General features: G+C 69.7%; 24 protein-coding genes. 17 read left to right on the top strand and 7 right to left on the bottom strand.

The features are described 5' to 3' along the window. Positions 1–3 precede the first annotated feature (3 nt). The 3 genes from EKE94_RS15185 to hemN all read right to left on the bottom strand — a co-directional run bounded on the left by EKE94_RS15185 (position 4) and on the right by hemN (position 4,343). Entirely contained in the window at positions 4–1,281 is a 1,278-nt protein-coding gene (locus tag EKE94_RS15185; RefSeq protein WP_127907618.1) for a cytochrome-c peroxidase, read from the bottom strand. 164 nt (positions 1,282–1,445) lie between these two features. Further along, on the bottom strand, positions 1,446–2,282 hold the full coding sequence (locus EKE94_RS15180; RefSeq protein ID WP_127907483.1) for a TolB family protein: 837 nt from the start codon (positions 2,280–2,282) through the stop codon (positions 1,446–1,448). A 705-nt stretch (positions 2,283–2,987) separates the two neighbouring features. Then, positions 2,988–4,343 (bottom strand): oxygen-independent coproporphyrinogen III oxidase, encoded by a 1,356-nt coding sequence (hemN, locus tag EKE94_RS15175; protein ID WP_127907482.1) that lies wholly within the window; start codon positions 4,341–4,343, stop codon positions 2,988–2,990. 52 nt (positions 4,344–4,395) lie between these two features. Here hemN and fnrL point away from each other — a divergent pair, with 52 nt between their 5' ends. Then, positions 4,396–5,148, top strand: coding sequence for a transcriptional regulator FnrL (fnrL, locus tag EKE94_RS15170; protein ID WP_127907481.1), 753 nt, complete (start codon positions 4,396–4,398; stop codon positions 5,146–5,148). 49 nt (positions 5,149–5,197) lie between these two features. Here the strand turns inward: fnrL and EKE94_RS15165 are convergent, their stop codons facing one another. Both EKE94_RS15165 and rbfA read right to left on the bottom strand, forming a co-directional pair. Then, positions 5,198–5,962, bottom strand: coding sequence for a phosphodiester glycosidase family protein (locus EKE94_RS15165; protein WP_235856063.1), 765 nt, complete (start codon positions 5,960–5,962; stop codon positions 5,198–5,200). Positions 5,963–5,967: 5 nt separating this feature from the next. Then, entirely contained in the window at positions 5,968–6,366 is a 399-nt protein-coding gene (gene rbfA / locus EKE94_RS15160; RefSeq protein ID WP_127907479.1) for a 30S ribosome-binding factor RbfA, read from the bottom strand. A gap of 229 nt (positions 6,367–6,595) precedes the next feature. Here rbfA and dapB point away from each other — a divergent pair, with 229 nt between their 5' ends. The 5 genes from dapB to EKE94_RS15140 all read left to right on the top strand — a co-directional run bounded on the left by dapB (position 6,596) and on the right by EKE94_RS15140 (position 12,006). Then, on the top strand, positions 6,596–7,405 hold the full coding sequence (gene dapB / locus EKE94_RS15155) for a 4-hydroxy-tetrahydrodipicolinate reductase (protein WP_127907478.1): 810 nt from the start codon (positions 6,596–6,598) through the stop codon (positions 7,403–7,405). 158 nt (positions 7,406–7,563) lie between these two features. After that, on the top strand, positions 7,564–7,749 hold the full coding sequence (locus EKE94_RS15150) for a hypothetical protein (protein WP_127907477.1): 186 nt from the start codon (positions 7,564–7,566) through the stop codon (positions 7,747–7,749). Further along, positions 7,746–7,916: a hypothetical protein gene (locus EKE94_RS18720; protein ID WP_164870983.1), complete on the top strand. Its 171-nt coding sequence runs from the start codon at positions 7,746–7,748 to the stop codon at positions 7,914–7,916. Before EKE94_RS15150 ends, EKE94_RS18720 begins: the two co-directional genes overlap by 4 nt. 213 nt (positions 7,917–8,129) lie before the next feature. Then, the gene (gene lysA, locus EKE94_RS15145; protein WP_127907476.1) at positions 8,130–9,395 is read left to right on the top strand and encodes a diaminopimelate decarboxylase; all 1,266 of its coding nucleotides are present in this window, start codon (positions 8,130–8,132) and stop codon (positions 9,393–9,395) included. 40 nt (positions 9,396–9,435) lie between these two features. Beyond that, on the top strand, positions 9,436–12,006 hold the full coding sequence (locus EKE94_RS15140; protein WP_127907475.1) for a DUF4175 domain-containing protein: 2,571 nt from the start codon (positions 9,436–9,438) through the stop codon (positions 12,004–12,006). 113 nt (positions 12,007–12,119) lie between these two features. Here the strand turns inward: EKE94_RS15140 and EKE94_RS15135 are convergent, their stop codons facing one another. Beyond that, a complete protein-coding gene (locus EKE94_RS15135; RefSeq protein WP_164870982.1) occupies positions 12,120–13,535 on the bottom strand; it encodes a zinc-ribbon domain-containing protein in 1,416 nt (471 codons plus the stop codon). 232 nt (positions 13,536–13,767) lie between these two features. On the opposite strand from EKE94_RS15135, the gene EKE94_RS15130 reads away from it, so the two are divergent. Genes EKE94_RS15130 through EKE94_RS15120 form a run of 3 tightly spaced genes read left to right on the top strand, consistent with a single transcriptional unit; the run spans position 13,768 to position 16,105 of the window. Next, positions 13,768–14,445 carry a cell division ATP-binding protein FtsE gene (locus tag EKE94_RS15130; protein ID WP_127907473.1) on the top strand — a complete coding sequence of 226 codons (678 nt, stop codon included), beginning with the start codon at positions 13,768–13,770 and terminating at the stop codon, positions 14,443–14,445. A gap of 5 nt (positions 14,446–14,450) precedes the next feature. Then, on the top strand, positions 14,451–15,368 hold the full coding sequence (locus EKE94_RS15125) for a cell division protein FtsX (protein ID WP_407940925.1): 918 nt from the start codon (positions 14,451–14,453) through the stop codon (positions 15,366–15,368). Beyond that, positions 15,368–16,105 (top strand): lysophospholipid acyltransferase family protein, encoded by a 738-nt coding sequence (locus EKE94_RS15120; protein ID WP_127907472.1) that lies wholly within the window; start codon positions 15,368–15,370, stop codon positions 16,103–16,105. The genes EKE94_RS15125 and EKE94_RS15120 overlap by 1 nt, the downstream gene beginning before the upstream one ends. Before the next feature lie 155 nt (positions 16,106–16,260). On the opposite strand, the gene EKE94_RS15115 is transcribed toward EKE94_RS15120, so the two are convergent. Next, the gene (locus EKE94_RS15115; RefSeq protein ID WP_127907471.1) at positions 16,261–17,223 is read right to left on the bottom strand and encodes an acetyl-CoA carboxylase carboxyltransferase subunit alpha; all 963 of its coding nucleotides are present in this window, start codon (positions 17,221–17,223) and stop codon (positions 16,261–16,263) included. Positions 17,224–17,478: 255 nt separating this feature from the next. Between EKE94_RS15115 and EKE94_RS15110 the strand changes: the two genes are divergently transcribed. From EKE94_RS15110 to EKE94_RS15075, 8 genes are all read left to right on the top strand, one after another. Beyond that, complete coding sequence (locus EKE94_RS15110) at positions 17,479–18,174, top strand: GNAT family N-acetyltransferase (protein ID WP_164870980.1); 696 nt, start codon at positions 17,479–17,481, stop codon at positions 18,172–18,174. A 137-nt stretch (positions 18,175–18,311) separates the two neighbouring features. Beyond that, complete coding sequence (locus tag EKE94_RS15105; protein WP_127907469.1) at positions 18,312–19,277, top strand: sugar-binding transcriptional regulator; 966 nt, start codon at positions 18,312–18,314, stop codon at positions 19,275–19,277. A gap of 226 nt (positions 19,278–19,503) precedes the next feature. Continuing rightward, complete coding sequence (locus EKE94_RS15100; RefSeq protein ID WP_127907468.1) at positions 19,504–20,826, top strand: ABC transporter substrate-binding protein; 1,323 nt, start codon at positions 19,504–19,506, stop codon at positions 20,824–20,826. Between the two features lie 286 nt (positions 20,827–21,112). Continuing rightward, the gene (locus EKE94_RS15095; protein WP_127907467.1) at positions 21,113–21,985 is read left to right on the top strand and encodes a carbohydrate ABC transporter permease; all 873 of its coding nucleotides are present in this window, start codon (positions 21,113–21,115) and stop codon (positions 21,983–21,985) included. A gap of 12 nt (positions 21,986–21,997) precedes the next feature. After that, positions 21,998–22,828: a carbohydrate ABC transporter permease gene (locus tag EKE94_RS15090; RefSeq protein ID WP_127907466.1), complete on the top strand. Its 831-nt coding sequence runs from the start codon at positions 21,998–22,000 to the stop codon at positions 22,826–22,828. A 13-nt stretch (positions 22,829–22,841) separates the two neighbouring features. Continuing rightward, positions 22,842–23,846, top strand: a complete 1,005-nt coding sequence (locus EKE94_RS15085) for an ABC transporter ATP-binding protein (RefSeq protein ID WP_127907465.1) — start codon at positions 22,842–22,844, stop codon at positions 23,844–23,846. Then, positions 23,843–24,616 carry an L-iditol 2-dehydrogenase gene (locus tag EKE94_RS15080; RefSeq protein WP_127907464.1) on the top strand — a complete coding sequence of 258 codons (774 nt, stop codon included), beginning with the start codon at positions 23,843–23,845 and terminating at the stop codon, positions 24,614–24,616. Before EKE94_RS15085 ends, EKE94_RS15080 begins: the two co-directional genes overlap by 4 nt. 3 nt (positions 24,617–24,619) lie before the next feature. Next, the gene (locus tag EKE94_RS15075) at positions 24,620–26,089 is read left to right on the top strand and encodes a mannitol dehydrogenase family protein (protein ID WP_127907463.1); all 1,470 of its coding nucleotides are present in this window, start codon (positions 24,620–24,622) and stop codon (positions 26,087–26,089) included. The last annotated feature ends 80 nt before the right edge of the window (positions 26,090–26,169 follow it).

Here is a 26,169-nt window from a genome sequence, read left to right as displayed (position 1 = left end):
CTCCTACCTGTCCACGGGCAGGCCCGAGGGCACGCTGTCGGGGATCCCCAGCCGCCCCGACAGGGCCACCGGATCCTCGAGCGCGGCAAGGAACGCCACGAGATCGGCGATCTCCGCGTCGCTCAAGCCCACCGGCGGCGTGCGAACCGCGCCTAGGACCGCGGCGCGCGCCGTGGCGTCGGCCAGCGGGGCGAAGTCGTCGCCCGGGATCCCCGCGGGAAGGGTCACGTCGGGGGCATATTCCGCATCCCCGGCTTTGGGATCGGCGTGGTGGCGCAGAAAGGCCGAGAGGTCGGCGAAGGCCCCATCATGCCCCCACGGCCCGGTTCGCGTCACGTTGCGCAGGGGCGGGGTGCGAAAGGCATAGAGATCCCGCGGATCGCCGGTCACCCGGAAACGCCCTTCGTCGCGGCTGTGCGATTCGAAGCTCAGCGCCTTGCCGGGGCCTATCTGCGGCACGCCCATGGGGTGGAACTGATGGTCCGTCTGGAACGGCCCCGCATGGCAGCTGGCGCAGCGGGCGGGCCCGTAAAACAGCTCCATTCCGCGGGACGCGGGCCCGGCGAGCATAGCCTCGCCCCGCAGATGCGCGTCGAAGGGACTGTCGTCCGAGCGCCATTCATGCGCCACGAAGGCCGCGATGGCGTTCGAGATGTCGGTGAACCCGATCTCCCGCCCCTCGGCGATGTCCGGGTAGGCGCGGGCAAAGCGGTCGGCATAGTCGGGGATCGCGGACACGCGGCGCGACAGCCTGTCCCATGCGCCGCCGGGGCCCGTCACGATGCCCTGCCGCACCGCCTGCGAGACGTCGTTTTCCGAGTAATGCCCGGCCATCTCGTCAGCGCTCAGCACCGGGAACATAGTCTGCGCCGAGAGGACCCCGGAGAACCCCAGAAGCATCTCGTCCTCCATCGGGGTGCGCAGGCCCGAGGGGCGGCTGGCGTCGGTTTCCACCCGCCCGTCGTGGAACAGCACGGTGAACTCGTGGGCGCCGAGGTTGAAGAGCGCGGGCGCATTGCGGGGGATCCGGTCCTCGGGCGGGTTCGCGGGGTCGATGCGCCGGTCGGGACCGAGGCCCACGCCGCCTTCGCCCACCCCCAGCGCCAGCCCGTCCGAGGTTGCGAAACGGGGATGGTGGCAGGTCGCGCAGGAAATGTTGCGGTTGCCCGACAGGATCGGGTCGTAGAACAGAAGTTGCCCCAGCGCGATCTCCTCGGCTCCGTGCGTCGCGAAATCGGCATCGCTGACAGGGCGCGGCAGGTCCGGCCCATCGCCCGCCATCCCTGCAGAGGCAATGACCGCGGCGCCGGTCGCCAGCGCGGCGGACAGCCTGCGGGCGGCGCGCCCGAGGCGGGCGGGCGCGGGGGCGGACAGCGCCGAATCGCCACGCCGCTGGCGGGGCGCCGCCACGTTGGCCGCCGCGTTCTCCAAAGGGGCACCGCCGGTCACAGCGAGCCGTCCTGCCGGGGATACCGGACGAAGGCAAAGCGCCGGGAATCCGGCGCCCAGCAGGGCACGTTCAGCGTGCCCTGGCCGCCGTGCAGGTGCAGCAGCGTCTCGGGCTCGCCGCCGGAGGCGGGCATCAGCCGCAGCTCGACCTCGACCCCGCCGGGGTGACCGGTCGTCCCCGGCGGATAGGAGAGGTAGAGCACGTGACGCCCGTCGGGCGAGGGGTGGGGGAACCAGTTCACGCGGTCGTCGTCTGTCATCTGCTCGGGCGTGCCGCCCGTGGTGGGGATGCGCCACAGCTGCATGCGCCCGTCCTTTTGCCCGTTGAACCAGATATGGGCGCCGGTGGGGGCGTAGTCGGGGCCGTCGCAGGTTTCAAACCCCTCGGTCAGGCGCAGCTCGGTCCCGCCAGCGGTCGAGATGGTGTAGATATCCATCTGCCTGTCGCGCGCCCCGACATAGGCGATCCGCCCACCGTCGGGGGAAAACGCATGAAACCACGAGGGCACGTTCCCGGTCACCCGCCTGGGCGTGCCGCCCTCGAACGCGGCGAGGTAGATGCAGGCGGCCTCGGTCTCGGTCTTGTCGCAAAAGGCGAAGCGATCGCCGCCCGGGCATATCCCGTGATCGTTGTTCAGCCGCGCCATGCCGCCGGTGTCGACGGGCCGAAGCTCGGGCTGCTCCAGCGGCACGCGGTAGAGCTGCCCCTCGGCGTTGACCAGAAGCTCCCGGTCGTTGGGGAACCAGTTCGGGGCCTCGATATGGCGGTCGCTTTGCAGGACCGACGTCACCTGACCGGTTTCGAGCGAGTAGATGGCGAGGTCGCTTTTCATGCCGGGGACCTTTGCACAAGTCTGTGGATAAGTTTGTGGGAGAAGTCGCGAAAAACTGTGGGCGGGCTGGGGACATCGCAGGACGGTGGCCAATGCTCCTGCATCGGGGCAGGGCCGACGCGCCGCAGATGTGCCCGCGCCCGCACGGGCGTGGCGCCCGTCCGGGCGGCGTCATTGCGGTGAAGCGGTGCGGGTGCGCACGGACGCTCGCGGTGGCGCAGGGCGCTGCACCCGCACAGCGCGACGTTTCGAATGATAACCCTGTTTTGCTCGGCAATTCTGCCGTGACGGGTGGCTTTGGAAAGACGGTCGCGATTGCGCGCTCTGGCCCGGCGTCCGGGCGGCCCGTCTTGGAAGGACGGGCGTCCGCGGGCGCGCCGGTCGGCGGTTGTCGGCGCCTGCAGAGGTCGCAGGGACGTGAGGGACGGGCGACAAGCCCCGGGGGACACTGGGCAAAACACCCCTGTCCCGGGGGTGTGGATAACTTCTGTGGACGGGGCGCAGGGGCGGCGCGTCGGGGCGGTGTCGGTCACGAAAGATCGGTCCTGGTGGCACACGCAGAGAAGTGTGCCCGCCGCGCGCCCCTGAATGCAATGCCCGGCTTTTCCCTGCCGCTCCGCGCACCCGACCCGCCCCCTGCGCGGGCGGATTGCGCTGGCGCAGGGCGGATGGGGGGAGACCCGGCCCGCGTGGCCGGGGCGAAGATCAGACAGCCAGCGAATGCCCCGAGGGGTTCATCGCGTAGGCGTCGAGCGCGCGCGCCGCGATCCGCACGAGCGGACGCATCCCCGGCTCCAGCCACACCCGCCCGGGGGCATGGCTGACGATCTCGGGACACAGCTCGGGCAGGGTGGCAAGGATCGCCGCGGCCCGCGCCTGCGGCAGCCCGGTGCGCTGCGCCAGCGTGGCCGCATCGGCGGAGAAGTCGCACATCAAGGCCTCGATCGCGGCGCCGCGCAGCCGATCCTCGTCCGACAGGGCGTGGCCCTTCTGGATCGGCAGCATGTGGGCCGCCAGCACCTTCTGATAGGCCCCGGTCGAGGTCGCGTTCTGCGCATAGCCCTGCGGATAGCGCGAGATCGAGGAGGCGCCGAGACCGATCAGCGTGTCGACCCGGTCGTCGGTATAGCCCTGGAAGTTGCGGCGCAGCCCGCCGGTGCGGCGCGCGATCTCCAGCCCGTCGTCGGGCCGCGCGAAATGGTCGATGCCGATCTCGGCATAGCCGTCCCAGACGAAAAGCTGTCGTGCAACCTCGTAGAGCTTCAGCCGCGATTCGGGGCCGGGCAGGGCGTCGGTCGGGATCAGCGACTGTCGCCGCGCCATCCATGGCACGTGGGCATAGCCAAAGAGCGCCACCCGGTCTGGCGACAGCGACAGAAGCTTCTGCACGCTGGCGGCAATGCGCTCGGGCGTCTGGTGCGGCAGGCCGTAGAGGATGTCGGCGTTCAGGCTGGTGATGCCGCGGGCCCGGAGACCGTCGACGGCGCTCTTCGTCACCTCCCAGCTTTGGCGGCGACCGATGCAATCCTGAATCTCGGGATCGAAATCCTGCACGCCGATCGAGGCGCGGGTCATGCCCGCCTCGGCCAGGGCGTCCAGCCGCGCGTCGTCCAGTTCGTTAGGGTCGACCTCGACCGAGATCTCGCTGCCCGGCGCGCGAGGGGTGATCGCCTCGATGTCGCGCGTCAGGCGCAGGAACTGTTCGGGCGACAGCAGCGTCGGCGTGCCTCCGCCGAAATGCAGCCGCGACAGCCGGACCCCGGGGGCGAGGTTGCGGCGCAGAAGCTGAAGCTCGGCGCGAAGGCTGTCCAGATACCCCTCGATCGGGCTGCCGGTGGCCGTGCCCTGCGTGCGGCAGGCGCAGAACCAGCACAACCTTCGGCAGAAAGGTATGTGGACATAGACCGACACCTCTCCGTTTTCGGGGATCGCGCGCATCCAGCCCGCGACCGTGTCGGCGGTGACCCCGGCGCCGAAATGCGGCGCCGTCGGGTAGCTTGTGTAACGCGGGACACGGGTGTCAAATAGCCCCAGCCGCCTGAGTTGCGATTGCTCTGTCATGCAATTAGCTATTGGGGAAACATGACACTACAGCATTGATTTGGATCAAAGCATGCCGGCGCTTCTTCCTGAAATCGACCTTGACGCACGCGATTGCCAGAGCTGCCCGATCCGCCATCGCGCCGTGTGCGCCCGGTGCGAGGCGGACGAGCTCGAGCATCTCGAGCAGATCAAGTACTACCGCACCTACGAGGCCGGGCAGCCCGTTGTCTGGGCCGGGGACAAGCTGGACTTTGTCGCGTCGGTTGTATCGGGGGTCGCGACGCTCAGCCAGACGATGGAGGACGGCCGCACCCAGATGGTTGGGCTTTTGCTGCCGTCCGATTTCCTGGGTCGGCCGGGGCGCAGCACGGCGTCCTACGACGTGACCGCGGTGTCGAACGTCACCCTGTGCTGCTTCCGGCGCAAACCGTTCGAGGAGATGATCCGGAGCACGCCGCACGTGGCGCAGCGGCTTCTGGAGATGACGCTCGACGAACTGGACGCGGCGCGGGAATGGATGCTGGTCCTCGGCCGCAAGACGGCGCGCGAAAAGATCGCGAGCCTTCTGGCCATCATCGCCCGGCGCGAGGCGCTGCTGAACCTCGATCCCGGCCGGTCGGTCACGCGGATGGAGCTGCCCCTGACCCGCGAATCGATGGCCGACTACCTCGGCCTGACGATCGAGACGGTCAGCCGGCAGATTTCGGCCCTGCGTCGCGACGGCGTGATCGTGCTGGAGGGCAAGCGCACCGTGCAGATCCCCGACTTCGACCGCCTGCTGAACGAAACCGGCGACGATATGGATGGCGGCGTCCTGATCTGATCAGCGCCCCCGCGCGCCCGGGTCCGGGGGGCGAAGACGTCCCGCGGCGTCAGGGCTTGGCCGGGCCCGCGTCGTCACCGGCGGGGACGACCGTGCCGATGATCGGCCCCATGGGAAACCCGCCGTCGATTCGCCCAAGTCCCGGCGCGTGCAGGCGCGACACGTTGCCGTCGAAGTAAAGCGCATCGGGCACGTCCAGCCGGTCGCGGAAAAGCCGGGCGAAATGGTGGAAATTTACCGCGCGGTCCGAGATCGCCATCACGACCTCGCGCCCGTCCGCGCGCACGCCGATCCCGTTGCGGACATAGCGGCTGTCGCTGTCGGGCAGGAACCGGGGGTGCAGCGCGCCGTCGATCACCAGCATCGGGCCGGACTGCGTGGCATAGTCGCAGGCGGGCGGCGTCTCGGCGAAGCTGCGGCTTTCGATCACACGGGCACGGTCGCCCGCAAGGCAGAACACCCCATTCGGCAGCAGCCCGAAATTGCCGGGCCCTTCCGAGGTGACGATGCGCATCTCCTCGACCCCGTCCTCGATATAAAGGCCTACCGGCGCGCGGTCGGGGTGATACATGCCGGCGTTCATCGCCACGCCCAGCGCGGCGCCCTGCGCGGCCAGCGCGGCATCGAGGTTGCGGAAACTGCCGAAGGGCTTGCCCTCTCCGTCGCGGAGCCACAGCCGCAGCTCTTCGCGATCAAGGTCGACGACGCAGTAGGTGAAGGGCGCGCCGTCGAAGTCGATCTTTTCGCAGGCCGCGGCGCGGCCCGGGTCGGGCGTGGCCGTCCAGCCCAGCGCGGCCAGGGCCAGCGCGAAGATCCGCGTCACGTATCGTCGAGGTCGCGGCGAACCTCGTCCCGTGCAAACAGCTCGCGGGTTTCGTCCATGCGGTCGAAGGTGTCGTCGATCACGAACCGCAGCTCGGGCGAGAACTTGAGCGTCAGCTCCTTTGAAAGCGCGCGGCGCAGCTCGGACCGGTTGCGCCGCAGCGCATCCAGCGCGGCCTGCGGTTCGTTGCCGCCCAGAGGCAGGACATAGGCCGTCGCCACGCGCAGGTCGGGCGAGGTGCGGACCTCGCCCACCGTGATCGACATGCGGTTGAGGTCGGGGTCGTGAACCTCGCCCCTCAACAGCACGTCCGACAACGTGCGGCGGATCAGTTCGGCGACCCGCAGCTGCCGCTGCGAGGGGCCGGATCGGTCAGAATGTCGTGCTTTGGCCATACCGGTGATCTAAGCCCGCGCGGCGCTCTGCGCAACGGGCTTTGCTGTGCTTTGACAGGCTTTGGCGGGCGCCGCGGCGTTGCGACGCGCCGATCCTGCAGCCGGCCCTGCAGTCGGTCGGGAACCCGGACGGGGCGCGCAGGCGACGCGAGCGGGCTGCGGGGGCCTTTGCCACTCCCCCGCGCGGCGGGTAGAGGAGGGGGCAACGCGCAGCAAGGAGTGACGGAGCATGAGCGATCTGCCGGGTGTCGTGGTGACGGGGGTGTCGGGCCGGATGGGCCAGATGCTGGTGCGCATGGTCGCCGAAAGCGAACGGGTCCATCTGACCGGCGCGATCGAGCGTCCGGATCACCCTTGGGTCGGTCGCGACGTGGGCGAGGCGATGGGCGGCGCGGGGCTTGGCGTCACGGTGGAAAGCGATCCGCTGGAAAGCTTCGCCCGCGCCCGGGCGGTGATCGACTTCACCGCGCCCGCGGCCACAGTGGAATACGCAGGCTATGCCGCGCAGGCACGGCTGGCGCATATCATCGGCACCACCGGCCTTTCGGACACGGACCTGGCGGCGATCTCGGCCGCGGCCCGGCATGCGGCGATCATGCGGGCGGGGAACATGAGCCTTGGGCTGAACATGCTACTGGGCGTGGTCCGGCAGGTCGCGGCCTCGCTCGACGACAGCTACGACATCGAGATCGTCGAGGCGCACCACCGCCACAAGGTCGATGCGCCGTCGGGCACCGCGCTGATGCTGGGCGAAGCCGCGGCCGAGGGGCGTGGCATCAGCCTGTCGGCGATGTCTGACCGCGGACGCGACGGGCTGACCGGCGCGCGCGAGCCTGGGCACATCGGCTTTGCCGCGGTGCGCGGCGGCGACATCATCGGCTCGCACCAGGTGATCTTTGCGGGCGACGGCGAACGTATCACGCTGAGCCACGATGCCTCGGACCGGTCGCTCTTTGCCCGCGGGGCGCTGCGCGCCGCGCTCTGGGCGATGGATCAGAAGCCCGGCGAATACGACATGAGCGACGTCCTGGGGCTTTGACCGACCCCCTCGTCAGCGTCGCGGGCCCCCGTTCGGGCAGGCCCGCGCGCGGGGCGGCGGCGCAGTGCCGGGTACGCGGAGCGTAGCTTGACTGCGGTCCTGCAACGGTGGACGATGCGGCCTGATCTCTCCGATCCCCACGCCCCAAGGAGACGACGATGACCCGCCGATCCCGCTCTCTCGCTCCGCTTCTCTGCGGCCTCGTCTGCGGCCTGACGCTTCTGTCCGCCTGCGGCGACGTGTCGGCCGATGCGCGGCTGCGGGCGCGCGACGGGCAGGTCGACGTGTCGCCGCGGCTTGGCGTGGCGCTGGGGCAGGGGCTTTCCTTGGGATACAGACCATGAGCGATGCGACGACCGCCCGTATCCGGGCGATGATGCTGGCCGCGCTGACGGCGATGGTTGCGGGCTGCGGTGCGCCCGGCGCGCCCGAGCCCGTGGGCGACCCGGTGCCGCGCAGCGGCGTTTCGGTCAGCGGCACCGCCTCGGTCGGAATCGCCGGCAGCTTCTGACGGAGGGGGCCTCGGTCCCGCCTCGGCCTGCTGCCCCCCGGCTGCCCCCCGGCTGCCGCGGTCCTCACCCCGATCCTGACGCGGTCGCGGCATGCCGGCTGCGAAAGCTGAACCGCGTTCCCCCGGGATCCCTGCCGCATCTCCCGCGGTGGCCCGCCATTGTCCCGCGCGAGGGCTCGGGGTATGACGCTGCCCGCAGCAGGGGGCGTACCGATGGATCATTTTCTTTACCGCAACGGCCAGCTTCACGCCGAGGACGTGTCGATCGACGAGATCGCGCGCGCCGTGGGCACGCCGTTCTACTGCTACTCGGCCGCGACGCTGACCCGCCACTTCCACCTCTTCGAAGAGGCGCTGGCTGGGATGGACCACCTGATCTGCTACTCGGTCAAGGCGAACTCGAACCAGGCGGTGCTGACGCTGCTGGGGCGGCTGGGCGCCGGCATGGACGTGGTGTCGGGCGGCGAATACGCGCGCGCCCGGGCCGCGGGCGTGCCGGGCGAGCGCATCGTGTTCTCGGGCGTCGGCAAGACCCGGGACGAGATGCGCGCCGCTCTGGCCGGGGGCATCCGCCAGTTCAACGTGGAAAGCTTGCCCGAGATGCGCGCACTCAGCGAGGTCGCCGTCGAGATGGGCACACGTGCGCCCGTGGCCGTGCGCATCAACCCCGACGTCGACGCGCGCACGCACGAGAAGATCTCGACCGGGCGCAAGGAGGACAAGTTCGGCATCCCCATCGCCCGCGCGCCCGAGGTCTATGCTGAGGCGGCGCAGCTTCCGGGGCTCGAGGTCGTGGGCGTCGACGTGCATATCGGCTCGCAGCTGACCGATCTCGAACCCTACCGCGCGGCCTACACGCTGGTTGCGGATCTGGTCGAAACGCTGCGCGCACAGGGTCACGCGATCCGTCGGCTGGACCTGGGCGGCGGTCTGGGCATTCCCTACGAACGCTCGAACGCCGCGCCGCCCCTGCCGCTGGACTACGGGCAAGTGGTGCGCGACACCGTGGGCCACCTGGGCTGCGAGATCGAGATCGAGCCCGGCCGGCTGGTCGCCGGGAATGCCGGCCTGCTGGTGGCGTCGGTGATCTGGGTGAAAGAGGGCGAAGGTCGCCGGTTCCTGATCCTCGACGCGGCGATGAACGACCTGATCCGACCCGCGATGTACGGCGCCTGGCACGACCTGGTGCCGGTGGTCGAGCCCGCGCCGGGGGTCGAGATGACGCCGCACGACGTGGTGGGCCCGGTCTGCGAGAGCAGCGACACCTTCGCCCGCGCGCGACCGATGCCGCCGGTGGGCGAAGGCGATCTCGTGGGCTTCCGTTCGGCCGGGGCCTACGGCGCGGTGATGTCGTCGGAGTACAATACCCGCCCCCTGATCCCCGAGGTCATGGTGTCTGGCGATCACTTCGCCGTCATCCGCAGGCGGCCGGACTTTGACGAGATCATAAACCGCGATACGGTTCCCGAGTGGCTCTAACGCGGACTCCGCCGCATCGGGCCGACCCGGGCCGGGGGTCATGACCGAAACCGACAGTCTTCCGGATGCCGCACGGCGGCGTCTCGCCAGACCCCTGGCGCTGACCCGCGCTGGCCTCTTGGCCGAGCGTGCGGCGCGCGCGTTCTGGCCGCTCTGGACCCTTTTGCTGGTGGTGCTCGCCCTCCTGATGACCGGTGCGCAGGATCACGCCCCGCTCGAAGCGGTCTGGGCCGTGGGCGTCGTGGCGGTGCTGGGCGGTGTCGCGCTTGCAGGCTTTGGCCTGTGGCGGTTCCGCTGGCCCACACGGGCCGAGGCGCTGGACCGGCTGGACCGCAGCCTTCCCGGGCGCCCGATCTCGGCCATCGGCGACAGTCAGGCGGTGGGCGCGGGCGATGCCGCCTCGCAGGCGGTGTGGCAGGCCCATCTTCTGCGCATGACCGACCGGCTGGACGCGGCGCGCGCGCAACGGCCCGACCTGCAGCTGGCGGACCGCGATCCCTTCGCACTGCGCTACGTGGCGCTTCTGGCCTTTGTCATGGCGCTGCTGTTCGGGTCGGTCTGGCGGGTGGCGAGCGTCGGCGGCATGGCCCCCGGCGGCGGTGGCGCGGCGGTGGCGGCGGGCCCCGCATGGGAAGGCTGGATCGAGCCGCCCGCCCATACCGGCAAGCCCTCGATCTACCTGCCTGACGTGGCCGCCGGTCGGCTGACCGCGCCCGAGGGCAGCCGCGTCACCCTGCGGCTTTACGGCGATCCGGGCGCGCTGACCGTCGACGAAACCGTGTCGGGCCGCACCGGCGACATCGGCAGCGCCGCGGACCCGCAGCAAAGCTTCGACATCGCGCAGGCCGGACGGCTTGAGATCGACGGCCCCGGCGGACGTGGCTGGGATCTGGCACTGCTGCCCGACGCGGCGCCGGAGGTCGAGATCACCGCCGAGCCCGAGCGCGCCGCCGACGGCGAAGTGCGCGTGCCCTTCCGCGCGCGCGACGATTTCGGCGTGGTCTCGGGCCGCGCCATCGTCGAGCTTGACCTCGACGCGATCGACCGCCGCTATGGGCTGGCCGTCGCGCCCGAGGACCAGGAGCCGATCATCGTCGACCTGCCGATGCCGATCTCGGGCAGCCGGTCCGAGTTCGAGGAGGTGGTGATCGAGAATTTTTCGCAGCACCCCTGGGCGAACCTGCCGGTCGTCGCCACCTTCGAGGTCTCGGACGCCACCGGCCAGACCGGCCGCACCGATCCGCTGGAGGGCGATCTGCCCGGCCTCCGCTTCTTCCAGCCGCTGGCCGCCGCCGTGGCCGAGCAGCGCCGCGACCTGCTGTGGAACCGCGCCAACGCGCCGCGGGTCGCGCAGGTGCTGCGCGCAGCCTCGTACCGGCCCGAGGATGTGTTCGCCTCGCGTGCGATCTACCTCCGGCTCAGGACCGCGATCCGCCGGCTCGAGGCCGGGATCGACGAGGGCGATCTGTCGGACGAACAGCGGGACGAGATTGCCGCGGCGCTGTGGGACATCGCCAACGAGATCGAGTACGGCGAGCTGTCGGATGCGCTGGAGCGTCTGCGCCGCGCGCAGGAGCGTCTGTCCGAGGCGATGCGCAACGGCGCCAGCGAGGAAGAGATCGCCGAGCTGATGGAGGAGCTGCGCGAGGCGACGCAGGACTACATTCGCCAGCTGGCCGAACAGTCCGAGGGCGCCGAGGACCAGCAGCAGGCGCAGGGCGAAACGCAAAAGATCACCGGCGACCAGCTGCAGCAGATGATGGACCGCATCCAGGAGCTGATGGAGCAGGGCCGGATGGCCGAGGCGCAGGCCCTGCTCGACCAGCTTGCGCAGATGATGGAGAACATGCGCGTCACCCGCGGCGAGGGCGGGGAGGGCCAGCAGGGTCAGGGCGGTCAGGCAATGGAGGGGTTGCAGGACATGCTGCGCGATCAGCAGGGCCTGTCCGACGACACCTTCGGCGATCTGCAGGAGCAATATGGCCAGCCCTCCCAACCCTTCGACGGCCAGCCGCGGCGTCGGTCGGGGCGGCAGCCGGGTCAGCCGGGCGAGGGGCAGCAGGGCGGCGAAAACGGCGGCGAAGACGGCGGCCCCGGCTCCGAAGATCCCGGTCAGTCCCTTGCCCAGCGGCAGCAGGAGCTGCGCCGCGAACTCGACCGGCAGCAGCAGTCCCTGCCCGGCGGAGACAGCCCCGAGGGCGACGCGGCGCGGCGGTCGCTGGACGAGGCGGGCGAGGCCATGGACCGGGCCGAAGAGGCGCTGCGCGACCGTGATTACGCCGGGGCGCTGGACGAGCAGAGCCAGGCGATGGAGCGTCTGCGCGAAGGCATGCGCAACTTGGGCGAGGCGCTGGCCCGCGACCAGCAGCAGCAACAGCCCGGCCAGGAGGGAGGCTCCGACGGCGAGAGCTCTGCCGAAGGCAAGCGCCGCGATCCGCTGGGCCGCACGCCGGGCGGATCGGGCAGCGAATCCGAGGGCGAGTTCCAGCAGGGCGGAGATGTCTACCGCCGGGCCGAGGAGCTGCTGGAAGAGCTGCGTCGCCGCTCCGGCGACCAGTCGCGGCCGGACGAGGAACTCGACTACCTACGCCGCCTGCTGGACCGGTTCTGACCCCGCGCCTTCGCGGGGCCATCGCCCCCATGACCACCGAGGCTACGCGCCCTGCGGGCGTCGGTGGGGGCACCGGTGTGCGTCGCCGGGTGCGCCGGTGCGGGCCCCGCCGTCTACTCGGCCAGTGCCGTCAGGAAGGTGCCCGCACGGACGAGCACGCCCTCGACGGCGGTGCGGATGCCGTTGGCCCATGTCACGTAAAGGCTGATCGGCTCGGACCATCCGGGAAAGCGGTCGGCCAGCAGCGGCGCGTAGGTGTAGACCAGCAGCAGCGCTGCCACGATCAGCACGATCAGCGAAAACCCCATCCGGAACCCGCGGCGCGAGCGGGTTTCGCGACCGGCGACGTCGGTCTCGGGGTCGGCCTGTGGCCGGCGTTCGCCCGAGGGCGTGAGGGTCGAGTTGATCTCTTCGATATCCGGCAGCAGGTCGCGGCGCGATCCCGTCTCGGTCGCCTCTTCCGGCGCCTCGGGATCTGTGCTGTGCCGGTCGGGAGCCTCGGCCGGCAGCAGGGGCCGGGGCGCGCCGTCGTCGAGCGCGGAGCCATCCGCGGCCCCCGCGCCGGGGCGCGGTGTGGTCGGACGCGCGGGAACCGGCCGGGAGGGAGCGGGCGGGTCCGACGGGTCCGTTTCGGCGGTCGGCGCCGAGGCAGAGGGCCCGGCGTGGGACCCGGGCGCGTCAGAGGGCGTCGGATCCGCGGGAGCGAAGTCGCCGGCAGGCCCGGCGGCCTGCACGTCGGGGCCTTCGGGCGCCTGGGGCGGCCAGTCATGCGCGGGCGCCGCGTGATCCCCGGCGTCCGGCGATGCCGCTGACGTGGACGCAGACGAAACGGAGGCTGCGGGGACAGACGAGGAAGGAACGGGGGCCGAAGGAACGGGGGCGGCGGGGCCAAAGCCCGGCGCCTCGTCGGCCGGGTCGAACGGATCGGGATCCGCCGGACGGGGCGCTTCGTCGTCTTGGCGCGGTGTGTCGGGGGTCTGATTCGCGTTCAGCCGGTCCGCCTTGGCCCGGGCGCGGCCAAGTGCGCTTTCGGCGGCCTCGCTGCCGCCGCCATCGCGCAGGGGCAGGTCGTTCAATCCCAGATCGCCCTGCGTTTCCAGCGATCCGGCCTCGCGCCGCCGCGCCGCGGCTTCGCGCTGCGCCTCTTCGCGCAGGATCGACAGGGCCATCTCGTCCCGCTTGCGGCGCGTGGCGGACGGGCCGCCGGTCGGACCCTCTGCCGACATGTCGGACGCCGGTCCCGCCATCGCCCCGGACCCCGTCTCCGGCAAGGTGTCGCCCCACTCCGCAGGCGGGGCCCCGGTTTCCGAGGCAGGCGCGGGCCGAGACTTGGAGGCTTCGGCCCCGGCGCTGACATCGGCAGAGGCGGCGGGACGCGCCGGGCCGTCCTTGGGCTGGAACCACGTGTGCCCGCAGTCCGAGCATTGAACGTCGCGCCCGTCCTCGGGGATCAGCGCGGCGTCAACTTCGTACTGCGCATTACAATTCGGGCAGATCAGCCTCATCGCGGTCCCGTCATCTTGTTCCACCCCGCGCCGCTCTTCCCTGGCCTAGGAGGCGGACGCCGGCCTCGCTCTTCCGTCGATCCTGCAGTGGTAGCAAGCTATGGGGGAATATCAAAGCATTCGCGGGGGGTGACGATTGAACCCGCACCCGACCTGAGGCAAAAGGGTCGCGCGCCCGCGGCCCCGCCGGGCGCGTTTGCAGGTGCGTGACGAAGGCCGCGTGACGGGGGCGCGGGGCGGCAGGGGGTAATCGCGTGTGATCGAGCTTCGGGGTGTCGGATATTCCTACAGCGGCGACGCGCTTCTGTCCGACATCTCCTTGACGCTGGCGCCCGGGTCCTTTCATTTCCTGACCGGGCCCTCGGGGGCGGGCAAGACCACGCTGCTGAAACTCTGCTACCTCGAGCTCAAGTCCACCTCGGGTCAGGTCACGCTGTTCGGGCGCCCCGCGCAGGAGATCGGCCGCGACGGCATCGCCCGGATCCGCCGCCGCATCGGCGTCGTGCACCAGGATTGCCGGTTCCTCGACCACCTGCCGGTGCTCGACAACATCGCCCTGCCGCTGACGGTTGCGGGCCACCCGCCCGAAGCGCACCGCGAGGAACTGGGCGAGCTCTTGGCTTGGGTCGGTCTCGAGGCGCGGGCCCGCGCACTTCCGCCCGAGCTTTCGGGCGGCGAACGGCAGCGGGCGGCGCTGGCGCGGGCCATCGTGATGTCGCCCGACGTGATCCTGGCCGACGAGCCCACGGGCAACCTGGACTGGGAGATGTCGCTGCGGCTGCTGACCCTGCTGACCGAGCTGAACCGCCTGGGCAAGTCGGTGCTGATCGCGACGCACGACCTGAACCTGATCCGGCAGGCCAAGACGCAGGTGGCCGCCCGGGTGCTGCGAATCCGCAACCGCCACCTGGTTGCCGCGGGGGCCGACCTGTGACCCGCCTGACGCGTCGTGCGCAGCGCCTCTGGCGGCTGGTCTGGGCGCTGATCAAGGGCGATCCGCGGGCCGACCGGGTGGTGCCGCCCACCGGCTTTACCGCCTGGCTGACGCTTTTCACGGCGGGGGCGATGGCGTTCCTTGCGGTCTTCGCACTGGCGCTGTCGCTGGCGACGGGGCGGCTGGCCGACCGCTGGGCGTCGGAGCTGGCGCAAAGCGCGACGATCCGCATCTCGGCGCCGGCCGAACAGATGGAGCGGCAGACCGAGGCGGCGCTGCGCATCCTGTCGCAGACGCCGGGCGTCGCCGAAGCGCGGGCGCTCAGCCCCGACGAGCAGCGCGCGCTGCTGGAACCGTGGTTCGGCGCCGACCTGCCGGTCGACAGCCTGCCTATCCCGCAACTGATCGAGGTGATCGAGGCGCGGCGCGGCTTCGCTGCCGAGGGCCTGCGCCTGCGGTTGCGGGCCGAGGTTCCGGGCGCGGTCTTCGACGATCACACCCGCTGGCGCCGTCCGCTGGTGCGCGCGGCGGGGCGGCTGCGGTCGCTGGGCTGGGTGTCGATCGCGCTGATCACGCTGACCACGGCGGCGATGATCACGCTGGCGGCCAACGCGGCGCTGGCTGCCAATGCGCAGGTGATCGGCGTGCTGCGTCTGGTCGGCGCGCGCGACACCTACATCGCCCGCGCCTTCGTGCGCCGCTTCACGATCCGTGCGCTGACCGGGGCGGTCGCGGGAACGCTTGCCGGGATGGCGGCGATCTGGGCCTTGCCCTCGGCCGAAGAGGCCAGCGGATTCCTGACCGGGCTGGGCTTTGCCGGGGCGGGGTGGCTGGCGCCGCTGCCGATCCCTCTTCTTGCCGGCGGTGTGGCCTTCTGGGCCACGCGCGGTGCGGCGTTCCGGGCATTGAAGGACGTGACGTGATGGCAAAGGCCCTGCAATGGATCCGTTCGCTGGTTTTCGTGGTGCAGATGTACCTGGCGATGGCGGTGCTGGCGGTGATCTACATCATCCCCGCCATCATCACCCGGGATGCCGCCTATGCCGCGGTGCGCACCTATTGCCGTTACGTGCGGTGGAGCGCGCGCTGGATGGTCGGGCTGCGCACCGAGGTGCGCGGAGAGATCCCGCGGGGCGAGGTGCTGATCGGGTCCAAGCACCAGTCGTTCCTCGATATCATCATGATCGTCTCCGTCGTGCCAAAGCCCAAGTTCATCATGAAGTCGTCGCTGCGCCGGGCGCCGATCCTGGGCTGGTTCGCGATGCGCATCGGCTGCGTGCCGGTCGACCGTGGCAAGCGCGGCGCCGCCGTGCGCCGGATGATCGCGGATGTCGAGCGGGGGCGCGCGGCGCCGGGGCAGCTGATCATCTACCCGCAGGGCACCCGTCTCGCCCCCGGGGTGATCAAGCCTTACAAGGTCGGGACCTACGTGCTTTATCGGGAAACCGGGCAGTCCTGCGTGCCCGCTGCCACCAACGTGGGGCTGTTCTGGCCGCGGGCGGGTTTGATGCGCAAGCCGGGGCTGGGCGTGGTCGAGTTCCTGCCGCCGATCCGTCCCGGCCTCGACCAGGGCGCCTTCATGTCGCGCCTGCATGACGAGGTTGAAACCGCCTCGGACAGGTTGCTGGCCGAAGCGGGCTTCGGCGTCGCGCGCGGTTAGACCGCGGCCGCACATCCGGTTGGGCCCCGTGCGGAGACGGGATGCCGAATGATGTCGCGATCACGGGCCGGGCGCGCGTCGTGCAGGGCGCAGGGTGGGGCGACCGTGGTCCGATCCGAAGGTGGCCCGATCCGAAGGGGCCACGGAGCCGCCGCTCAGGCGGCGAGGCCCTTGGCCCCCATCCCGAGGAACTTCTGACGGCGATCCTTGATCAGCGCGTCGGGCTTCTTGCGGCCGAGCTCTTTCAGCATCGTGTCGATCGCCTCGCCCACGGCGGTGATCGCGGCCTTGGCGTCGCGCTGGGCGCCGCCCACGGGTTCGGGCACGATCTTGTCGATCACGCCCAGCTTCAGAAGGTCCTGCGCGGTCAGGCGCAGCGCCTCGGCGGCTTCGCGCATCTTGTCGGCGTCGCGCCACAGGATCGAGGCGCAGCCTTCGGGCGAGATGACCGAATAGATCGAATGCTCCAGCATCGCCACGCGGTTGGCCGAGGCAAAGGCCACGGCGCCGCCCGATCCGCCCTCGCCGATGACGACCGTGACCAGCGGCACCCGCAGGCGCAGGCAGGTCTGGGTCGACCGTGCGATGGCCTCGGACTGGCCGCGCTCTTCCGCGCCCTTGCCGGGATAGGCGCCGGGCGTGTCGACCAGCGTGATCACCGGCAGGCCGAAGCGGTCGGCCATTTCCATCAGGCGAATCGCCTTGCGATAGCCTTCGGGACGGGCCATGCCGAAATTATGCTCGATCCGGCTCGTGGTGTCGTGCCCCTTCTCGTGGCCGATCACCATCACCGGGCGGTCGTTCAGCCGGGCGAGACCGCCCATGACGGCGGCGTCGTCGGCAAAGTTGCGATCGCCCGCCAGCGGCGTCCAGTCGGTGAAGAGCTGGGCGATGTAATCCTTGCAATGCGGCCGGTCGGGATGCCGCGCGACCTGGCATTTCTGCCAGGGGGTGAGGCTGGCATAGATGCCCTTGAGCATGTCCGAGCTTTTCTTGTCGAGCGCGGCAGCCTCTTTCTGCACGTCCATGGCCTCGGACTTCTGCGCCATCGCGCGCAGTTCCTCGGCCTTGCCCTCGATCTCGGCAAGTTGCTTTTCGAATTCGAGGTAGTGGGTCATCGGGTCGGTCCTTCGGCCATGGCCAGCGTTGCGTGGTTATGCCGCCGCTTGCATCGGGATGCAACGGACCTCGCCCAAACCCGCGCGCAACGTCTGCGCTTTTCCTGCGGTGGCCCTTCCGCAGAGGGCAGGTTCGGGGGCAGCGGCGCGCGGCAGCTCCGACGTCTGCCGCCCGGGCGCCGCGGGGCAGGCGACGCGCCGCCGCCGCGCGCTATGTTGCGGCGAGGTATGGAACCAAGCGAAGGCAGGGCTGGCATGAGCGACAGGGACACCCCGAGGATCCGTAGCGCCGGTCCCGGCGACGCCGGGGCCCTGGCCCGGGTGCAGGCGTCGGCTGGCCTGCCGGGCGAGCCCGAGGCCGAGCTGGCCGCGGGTTGGGCGCAGATGCTGCGACGGCCGGCATTCTACGGCAACCTGTGCGTTTCGGTCTGCGAACTGGGTGACCATGTCGTGGGCTTTGGCGCCGGGGCGACCCAGCGGGCGCCCTGGCTGCGATCCCTCGGCTACCAGGGCGAGGTGACGACGCTCTGGATCGCGCCGTCCGACAGGGGCAGGGGGCTGGGCCGGCAGGTTCTGGGGGCCGTGCTGTCCGGGCTTGCCGCGCGTGGCCATCGAGGTGCGTCCATATGGCTTGCGCGCACGAACGACGAGGGGCGGCGCTTCGCCCTGGCCGCAGGCGCCGCACCGGTCATACGGGCGGGCGACGGTCCAAAGGGTGCGGGGGGCGATGGGCCGCGTGCCCATGTCCTGGGCTGGACCGCCATCGGCACGCCCGACCGGCTGGGCTGGTCCGACCCGCGGCGGCCCGCGCAGGTCCTGCCCTCGGAAACAGGCCCCGCCGCATCCGAGCCCGGACAGGCACCCGGGCATGCCGTGGTCGGCATGACGATGGGGCACCAGATCGAAACCGCGATGACGGACGCGCAGGGCACCGCAGGTCGCGCCTTGTAGCGACGACCCGCCCGTGCCTTTCGGGTCCACCCACCGGCCATGCCCTTGGGCCCGCCCGCCGGCCACAAGGTTTTGACAAACCGGTGCGAGTGCGACAGACCAAACGACGCGCCTCATGTGTTGACCGGATACGAAGAATGACCGCACGACAGGGCTTCGACGCCACAAGGCTCGACGATGCCGCCCGCGCCGGGTGGCTCTACTACGTCGCCGGCAACACGCAGGACGAAATCGCCCGCAAGCTGGGCGTGTCGCGGCAATCGGCGCAGCGTCTGGTGTCGTTGGCGGTGACCGAGCGGCTGATCAAGGTGCGGCTCGACCATCCGATCGGGCAGTGCATGGAGCTGTCCCGCGCGATGCGCGACCGGTTCGGCCTGCGCCTGTGCGAGATCGTGCCAAGCGATCCCGCGGCGCCGGATCTTCTGACCGGGGTCGCAATCGCCGCCGCGGCCGAGCTGGAGCGTCTGCTGAAATCACCCGAGCCGCGGATCGTCGCGCTTGGAACCGGGCGGGCGCTGTCGGCCTGCGTGGCACAGCTGCCGGCGATGACCTGTCCGCAGCACCGCATCGTTTCGCGCCTCGGCAACATGATGTCCGACGGCTCGGCCTCGCCCTACAACGCCGTGGTGCGGATGTCGGAACGCATCGGCGCGCGGCAATATCCGTTTCCGCTGCCGGTGCTGGCCCGCGACCCCGAAGAGCTGCGCATCCTGCAGGCGCTGGAGCCCGTGCGGGCGACCTTCGATCTGTGCGCAAAGGCGGATCTGACCGTGGTGGGCATCGGCCAGATGGACCAGTCCGCGCCGCTGGTGGTCGACGGATTCGTGTCGCGCGACAAGATGCAGGCGCTGATGGATGCCGGCGCAGTGGGCGAGATCACCAGCTGGCCCTACGATGCCGAGGGGCGGCTGGTGCCGGGCCCGTTCCACGACCGGGTGCTGAGCGCGCCGCTGCATCCCGCGCCCGACACGGGCGGCATGGTTCTGGGCGTCGCGGTGGGCGAGCCCAAGGTGCCCGCCATGCTGGCCGCCCTGCGCGGACGCCTGATCAACGGGCTCGTCACCAACGAGGCCACCGCCGAGCGGGTGCTGAGCCTCGGCTGACCCGCCGCCTGACGGCACGACCCCGGACACCCTCCGATCCTGCCCGCTCGCCCCAAGCGAGACCGGCGCCGCGGCTGCGGTCGCCGGCTGTCTGCGCGATTTTCGACCCGTCGTTAACCCCTGCGATCAAAGGATGGGCGAAAACGGGATTGACTTACGACCAGAGCATGTTGAATATTTGCTCACCGTAAGGACAATTGCCCATAAAGGGCATTGGGAGGATTCTATGACACGCACCATGCGCGCCCTTCTGGGCGCATCGGCCCTGTGCAGCGCGGCCGTCGCGGCCCATGCTCAGGACACCACCCTGACCATCGCTACCGTGAACAACGGCGACATGATCCGGATGCAGGGTCTGACCGATGACTTCACCGAACAGCATCCCGACATCGCGCTCGAGTGGGTGACGCTGGAAGAGAACGTGCTGCGCAGCCGCGTGACGCAGGACATCGCAACGCAGGGCGGCCAGTTCGACGTGCTGACCATCGGCAATTACGAGGTGCCGATCTGGGCCAACCAGGACTGGCTGCTGCCGCTTGAAGGCATGCCCGAGGACTACAACGCCGACGACATCCTTCCGGCGATCGCGGGTGGCCTGTCGGTCGACGACACGCTCTACGCGGCGCCGTTCTACGGTGAATCGGCGATGGTGATGTACCGCACCGACCTGGCCGACGAGGCCGGGGTCGAGATCCCCGATCAGCCCACATGGGACGACATCCGTACCGCCGCCGAGGCGATGACCGATCAGGACGCCGGCATCTACGGCATCTGCCTGCGCGGCAAGGCCGGCTGGGGCGAGAACATGGCGTTCCTGACGGCGATGGCCAACAGCTACGGCGCGCGCTGGTTCGACACGGAGTGGCAGGCCCAGTTCGACAGCCCCGAATGGACCGAGGCGGTCAACGACTACCTGACCATGATGAACGAATACGGCCCTCCGGGCGCGTCCTCGAACGGGTTCAACGAGAACCTGTCGCTGTTCCAGCAGGGCAAGTGCGGCATGTGGATCGACGCCACGGTCGCCGCGTCCTTCGTGACCGACCCCGAGGATTCGACCGTCGCCGACAGCGTGGGTTTCGCCCAGTTCCCCAACAAGGACGGCGTCGACAACCACGGCAACTGGCTGTGGTCGTGGAACCTGGCCATCCCGTCCTCGACCGACGCGCCCGAGGCCGCGAAGGCCTTTGTCGCCTGGGCGACCAGCCAGGCCTACACCGACATGGTCGCCGAGGAGGAAGGCTGGGCCGCCGCACCTCCGGGTACCCGCACCTCGCTTTACGAGAACGAGGAATACCAGAAGGCCGCGCCCTTCGCCGAGATGACGCTGAACTCGATCAACGCGGTCGACACGAATGCGCCGTCGGTTCAGGAGATCCCCTATACCGGCGCCCAGTTCGTCGCGATCCCCGAGTTCCAGGGCATCGGGACCGCCGTGGGTCAGCAGTTCTCGGCCGCGCTTGCGGGCCAGGTTTCGGCCGAACAGGCACTGCAGAACGCCCAGACCTCGACCCAGCGCGAAATCGACCGCGCCGGCTACGGCGAGTGATCCGGGGCTGAGGTCCTTGCGCGGCGTCCGCCTTTGGGCGCCGCGTCCTCTCCCCCGGGGTCGGCGGCCCCGTGTTCCGCCGACCCTTCCCCGGGGGGCGTTCCGAAGGCGATTATCCTCTTGATCCGCCGCGTCCGCGCGGCGCGACCCCGGCTGCCGCCGTTCTGCTGCCACGCGGTCGCTCTGCGGCCAGTGGTCCGGCACCCGCCTTCTCCATGGCCCCACCGCCACAACCGACCTGCCGCGCGATGCGGCGCGTCATCCCACCGCTGCCGAGGTTGATCCGATGGCCACCCAACATTCCCGCGCCGCCGCCCGCGTCATGATCTCACCGGCCGTCATCCTGCTGCTAGGCTGGATGCTGATCCCGCTGGGCATGACGCTCTACTTCTCGTTCCTGCGCTACAACCTGTTGATGCCCGGCACGGAGAGCTTCACCGGCTGGGACAACTACTATTACTTCCTGACCGACCCGGCGTTCAGCTCGGCCATCGTCAACACGCTGATCCTCGTCGGCGGGGTGCTGGCGATCACCACGATCGGCGGCGTCCTCTTCGCCCTGCTGCTCGACCAGCCGATGTTCGGGCAGGGGATCGTGCGGATCCTCGTGATCTCGCCCTTCTTCGTGATGCCCACCGTGTCGGCGCTGGTCTGGAAGAACATGTTCATGAACCCCGTTTCGGGGCTGCTGGCGTCGCTCTGGCGGTTCTTCGGGGCGCAGCCGGTGGACTGGCTGTCGGAATATCCGCTGTTTTCCATCGTCGTCATCGTGGCCTGGCAATGGCTGCCCTTTGCCACGCTGATCCTGCTGACCGCGTTCCAGTCGCTGGACCAGGACCAGCTTGAGGCGGCCGAGATGGACGGGGCCGGCGCGCTGTCGCGCTTTTTCCACATCATGCTGCCGCACCTGGCACGCGCGATCACGGTCGTGGTGCTGATCCAGACGATCTTCCTTCTGTCGATCTTTGCCGAAATCCTGGTGACCACCAATGGCGGTCCGGGCACGGCCTCGACCAACCTGACATACCTGGTCTACGCCGAAAGCCTTCTGCGCTTCGACGTCGGAACGGGCTCCGCCGGCGGCATCGTGGCCGTCATCCTCGCCAACATCGTCGCGATCTTCCTGATGCGGATGATCGGCAAGAACCTCGACGCCTGAGGAGGGACGCCCATGGCCCGCGCCGTTTCCACCCGCCGCAAATGGATCACCACCGTCGTCGCCTGGGCGCTGGCGCTGCTGATCTTCTTCCCGATCCTCTGGATTATCCTCACCAGCTTCAAGACCGAGGCCGAGGCGATTTCGACGCCGCCGTCCTTCCTGTTCTTCGACTGGACGACCGAAAACTACGGCACCGTGCAGGAGCGGTCGAACTACTTCCGCCACTTCTGGAACTCGGTCGTGATCTCGATCGGCTCGACGGTGATCGGGTTGATCATCGCCATCCCCGCCGCCTGGGCCATGGCCTTCGTGCCGGGCAAGCAGACCAAGAACGTGCTGATGTGGATGCTCAGCACCAAGATGCTGCCGCCGGTGGGGGTTCTGGTGCCGATCTACCTGATCTTCCGCGACGTGGGGCTTCTCGACAGCCGGCTGGGCCTGATCATCGTGCTGACGCTGATCAACCTGCCGATCATCGTCTGGATGCTCTACACCTACTTCCGCGAAATCCCGGTCGACATCCTTGAAGCCGCGCGGATGGACGGGGCCGCCCTGCGCAACGAGATCCTCTATATCCTGACGCCGATGGCCGTGCCGGGCATCGCCTCGACCCTGCTTCTGAACGTCATCCTGGCGTGGAACGAGGCGTTCTGGACGCTGAACCTCACCGCCGCGAACTCGGCCCCTCTCACCGCCTTCATCGCCAGCTATTCCAGCCCCGAGGGGCTGTTCTACGCCAAGCTCTCTGCCGCCTCGACCATGGCCATCGCGCCGATCCTGATCCTCGGCTGGTTCAGCCAGAAGCAGCTCGTCCGCGGCCTCACCTTCGGCGCCGTCAAGTAAGGACCACAGACACATGGGACGCATCACGCTAGACAAGGTCACCAAACGCTTCGGCGAGGTCGAGGTCATTCCGCCGCTGGACCTGACCATCGAGGATGGCGAATTCGTCGTCTTCGTCGGCCCCTCGGGCTGCGGCAAGTCCACGCTTTTGCGGCTGATCGCGGGGCTTGAGGATGTCTCGGGCGGCGAGATCCGCATCGACGGCCGCGACGCCACCGAGGTGCCGCCGGCCAAGAGGGGGCTGGCCATGGTGTTTCAGTCCTACGCGCTTTACCCGCACATGTCGGTGCGCAAGAACATCGCCTTTCCGCTGCGCATGGCCAACATGGACAAGGCCGAACAAGACCGGCGGATCGAGAGTGCGGCCAAGGTTCTGAACCTGACCGACTACCTCGAACGGCGGCCCGGGCAGCTGTCGGGCGGTCAGCGCCAGCGGGTGGCCATCGGCCGCGCCATCGTGCGCGAACCGGCGGCCTTTCTCTTCGACGAGCCGCTGTCGAACCTCGACGCGGCGCTGCGCGTGGGCATGCGGCTTGAAATCTCGGAACTGCACGAGCGGCTGAAGACAACAATGATCTACGTCACCCACGACCAGGTCGAGGCGATGACCATGGCCGACAAGATCGTCGTGCTGCGGGCGGGGAACATCGAACAGGTGGGCTCGCCCCTCGACCTTTACCGCAGCCCGCGCAACCTGTTCGTCGCGGGTTTCATCGGCTCGCCCACCATGAACCTGCTCGAGGGGCGGGCGGCGCAGGCGCACGGGGCCCATACCATCGGCATCCGTCCCGAACACCTCGACCTGTCGCGCGAAAGCGGTGAGTGGTCGGGTGTGGTGGGGGTGTCCGAACATCTCGGGTCCGACACCTTCCTGCATGTCCACGACACCGGGCTGGCCGACATCGTCACCGTCCGGGCCAGCGGCGAGGTCGAGCTGCGGCACGGCGACAGGGTGTTCCTGACGCCGCAGGCCGACAAGCTGCACCGCTTCGGCGAAAACGGGCTGCGGCTGGCATGACGCGGCTCGAGGGGAAAACCGCGCTGATCACCGGCGCCGCGCGCGGCATCGGCCGCGCCTTTGCCGAGGCTTATGCGCGCGAAGGCGCCCGCGTGGCGCTGGCCGACATCGACGTCGCGCGGGCCGAGGCCGCAGCGGCCGAGATCGGGCAGGGCGCCATGGCCGTGGCGATGGACGTGACCGATGCCGCCTCGATCGAAAGCGCGGTGGCCGAGGTCGAGCAGCACATGGGCTGCCCAGACATCCTGGTCAACAATGCCGCGATCTTCACCGCCGCGCCGCTGGTCGAGATCGAGCGCGAGGATTACGATCGTGTCTTCGCGATCAACGTCTCGGGCACGCTCTTTACCATGCAGGCGGTGGCGCGGCGGATGATCGAGACCGGCACCCGCGGCAAGATCATCAACATGGCCAGCCAGGCGGGCCGGCGGGGCGAGCCGCTGGTCGCGGTCTACTGCGCCTCCAAGGCCGCGGTGATCAGCCTGACGCAGTCGGCGGGGCTGAACCTGATCGAACACGGCATCAACGTGAACGCCATCGCCCCCGGCGTGGTCGACGGCGAACACTGGGACGGCGTCGATGCCTTCTTCGCGAAATACGAAGGCCTCGCGCCCGGTGAAAAGAAGATCCAGGTGGGCCGCGCCGTGCCGGCAGGCCGCATGGGCACCGCCGCCGACCTGACGGGCATGGCCGTTTTCCTCGCCTCGGACGAGGCCGATTACATCGTCGCGCAGACGTACAACGTCGACGGCGGCAACTGGATGAGCTGAGACATGGCAACCAAACTCGACACCTCCGCCCTGGCCGACCTGCCTTCGGACGTCACGCGCCCGGGCTACGACCGTGCGGCGCTGACCCCCGGCATCCTGCATATCGGCATCGGGAACTTTCACCGCGCGCACCAGGCCGTCTACCTGCAGCGCCTGTTCGAGACGGGCCGCGACCACGACTGGGCGCTTGTCGGCGCCGGCGTGCGCCCGGGCGACACCGCGATGCGCGACCGCCTCGCGGCGCAGGACTGGCTTTACACGGTGGTCGAGCTCGACCCCGAGGGGCTGTCGGCGCAGGTCGTGGGCTCGATGATCGATTTTTGCGAGGTCGCGCCGCTCAAGCTTGTCGACCGGCTGAGCGACCCCGCGATCCGCATCGTGTCGCTGACCATCACCGAGGGCGGCTATTTCGTCGATGCCGACACCGGCGGCTTCGACGCGAAACACCCAGATATGCAGGCCGATGCGGCGACGCCGGACGATCCGAAATCGGTCTTCGGCATCCTCGGCCTTGCCCTGCGCCGCCGGTTCGAGGCGGGCACGCCGCCCTTCACGGTGATGTCCTGCGACAACCTGCCGGGCAACGGCCACGCCGCGCAGCAGGCGACGGTGGGGCTGGCCCGCCTGCACGACGGCGCCTTCGCCGACCGCATCGGGACGCAGGTCGCGTTTCCCAACGGCATGGTCGACTGCATTACGCCCGCCACCTCGGACCGCGAACGCGCGATGGTGGCCGACAAGTTCGGCATCACCGACGCCGCGCCGGTGGTCTGCGAACCCTTCCGACAGTGGGTGCTGGAGGACAACTTCCCCCAGGGGCGCCCGGCGCTTGAGGAGGTCGGCGTCGAATTCGTCGCCGATGTCGTGCCCTACGAGCTGATGAAGCTGCGCATCCTGAACGGCGGGCACGCGGCCATCGCCTATCCCTCGGCCCTGCTGGGCCTGACCTATGCGCATGACGCGATGGCCGACCCGGATGTCGCCGCCTGGCTGGACGCGCTGGAGCGGCGCGAGATCATGCCGACGCTGGCCCCGATCCCCGGTGTGGATTACGAGGCCTACCTTGCCAAGATCCAGGAGCGGTTCGGAAACCCCGAGGTCGGCGACACCATCACCCGGCTTTGTCTGGACGGCTGGAACCGGCAGCCCAAGTTCGTTCTGCCGACGCTGGAAGATGCGCTGAAGGCCGATCGCCCGATCCAGGGCCTCGCGCTCGAAGTCGCGCTCTGGGCCCGTTACTGCGCGGGCGAGGACGAGGCAGGCAATCCCATCGAGATCGCCGACGACCGGGCCGAGGTCCTGCACCCCGCGGGACAGAAGGCCCGCAGCGATCCGCAGGCCTTCCTCGCCCTGGGCGAGGTCTTCGGCCCCCTGGCGCGTAATTCGCGGTTCACCGAAGCCTTCGCGATGCAGCTGGGCCGCCTGTGGTCCGATGGCGTGCGCGCCACCTTGCAGGCCTACTGCAAGGGATAGCCCACTTGCCTGGCGGTGACGGTGGCCGGAGGGGGCCGGCGCCGCGCATCCGTTGCAGTCTGCTTGCCGTGCGCACGACG

It is taken from the genome of Mesobaculum littorinae, from assembly GCF_004011175.1.
GTDB lineage: Bacteria > Pseudomonadota > Alphaproteobacteria > Rhodobacterales > Rhodobacteraceae > Tranquillimonas > Tranquillimonas littorinae.
Note: the sequence above shows the minus strand (reverse complement) of the source record. Positions and strands in the feature narration are given on the sequence as shown.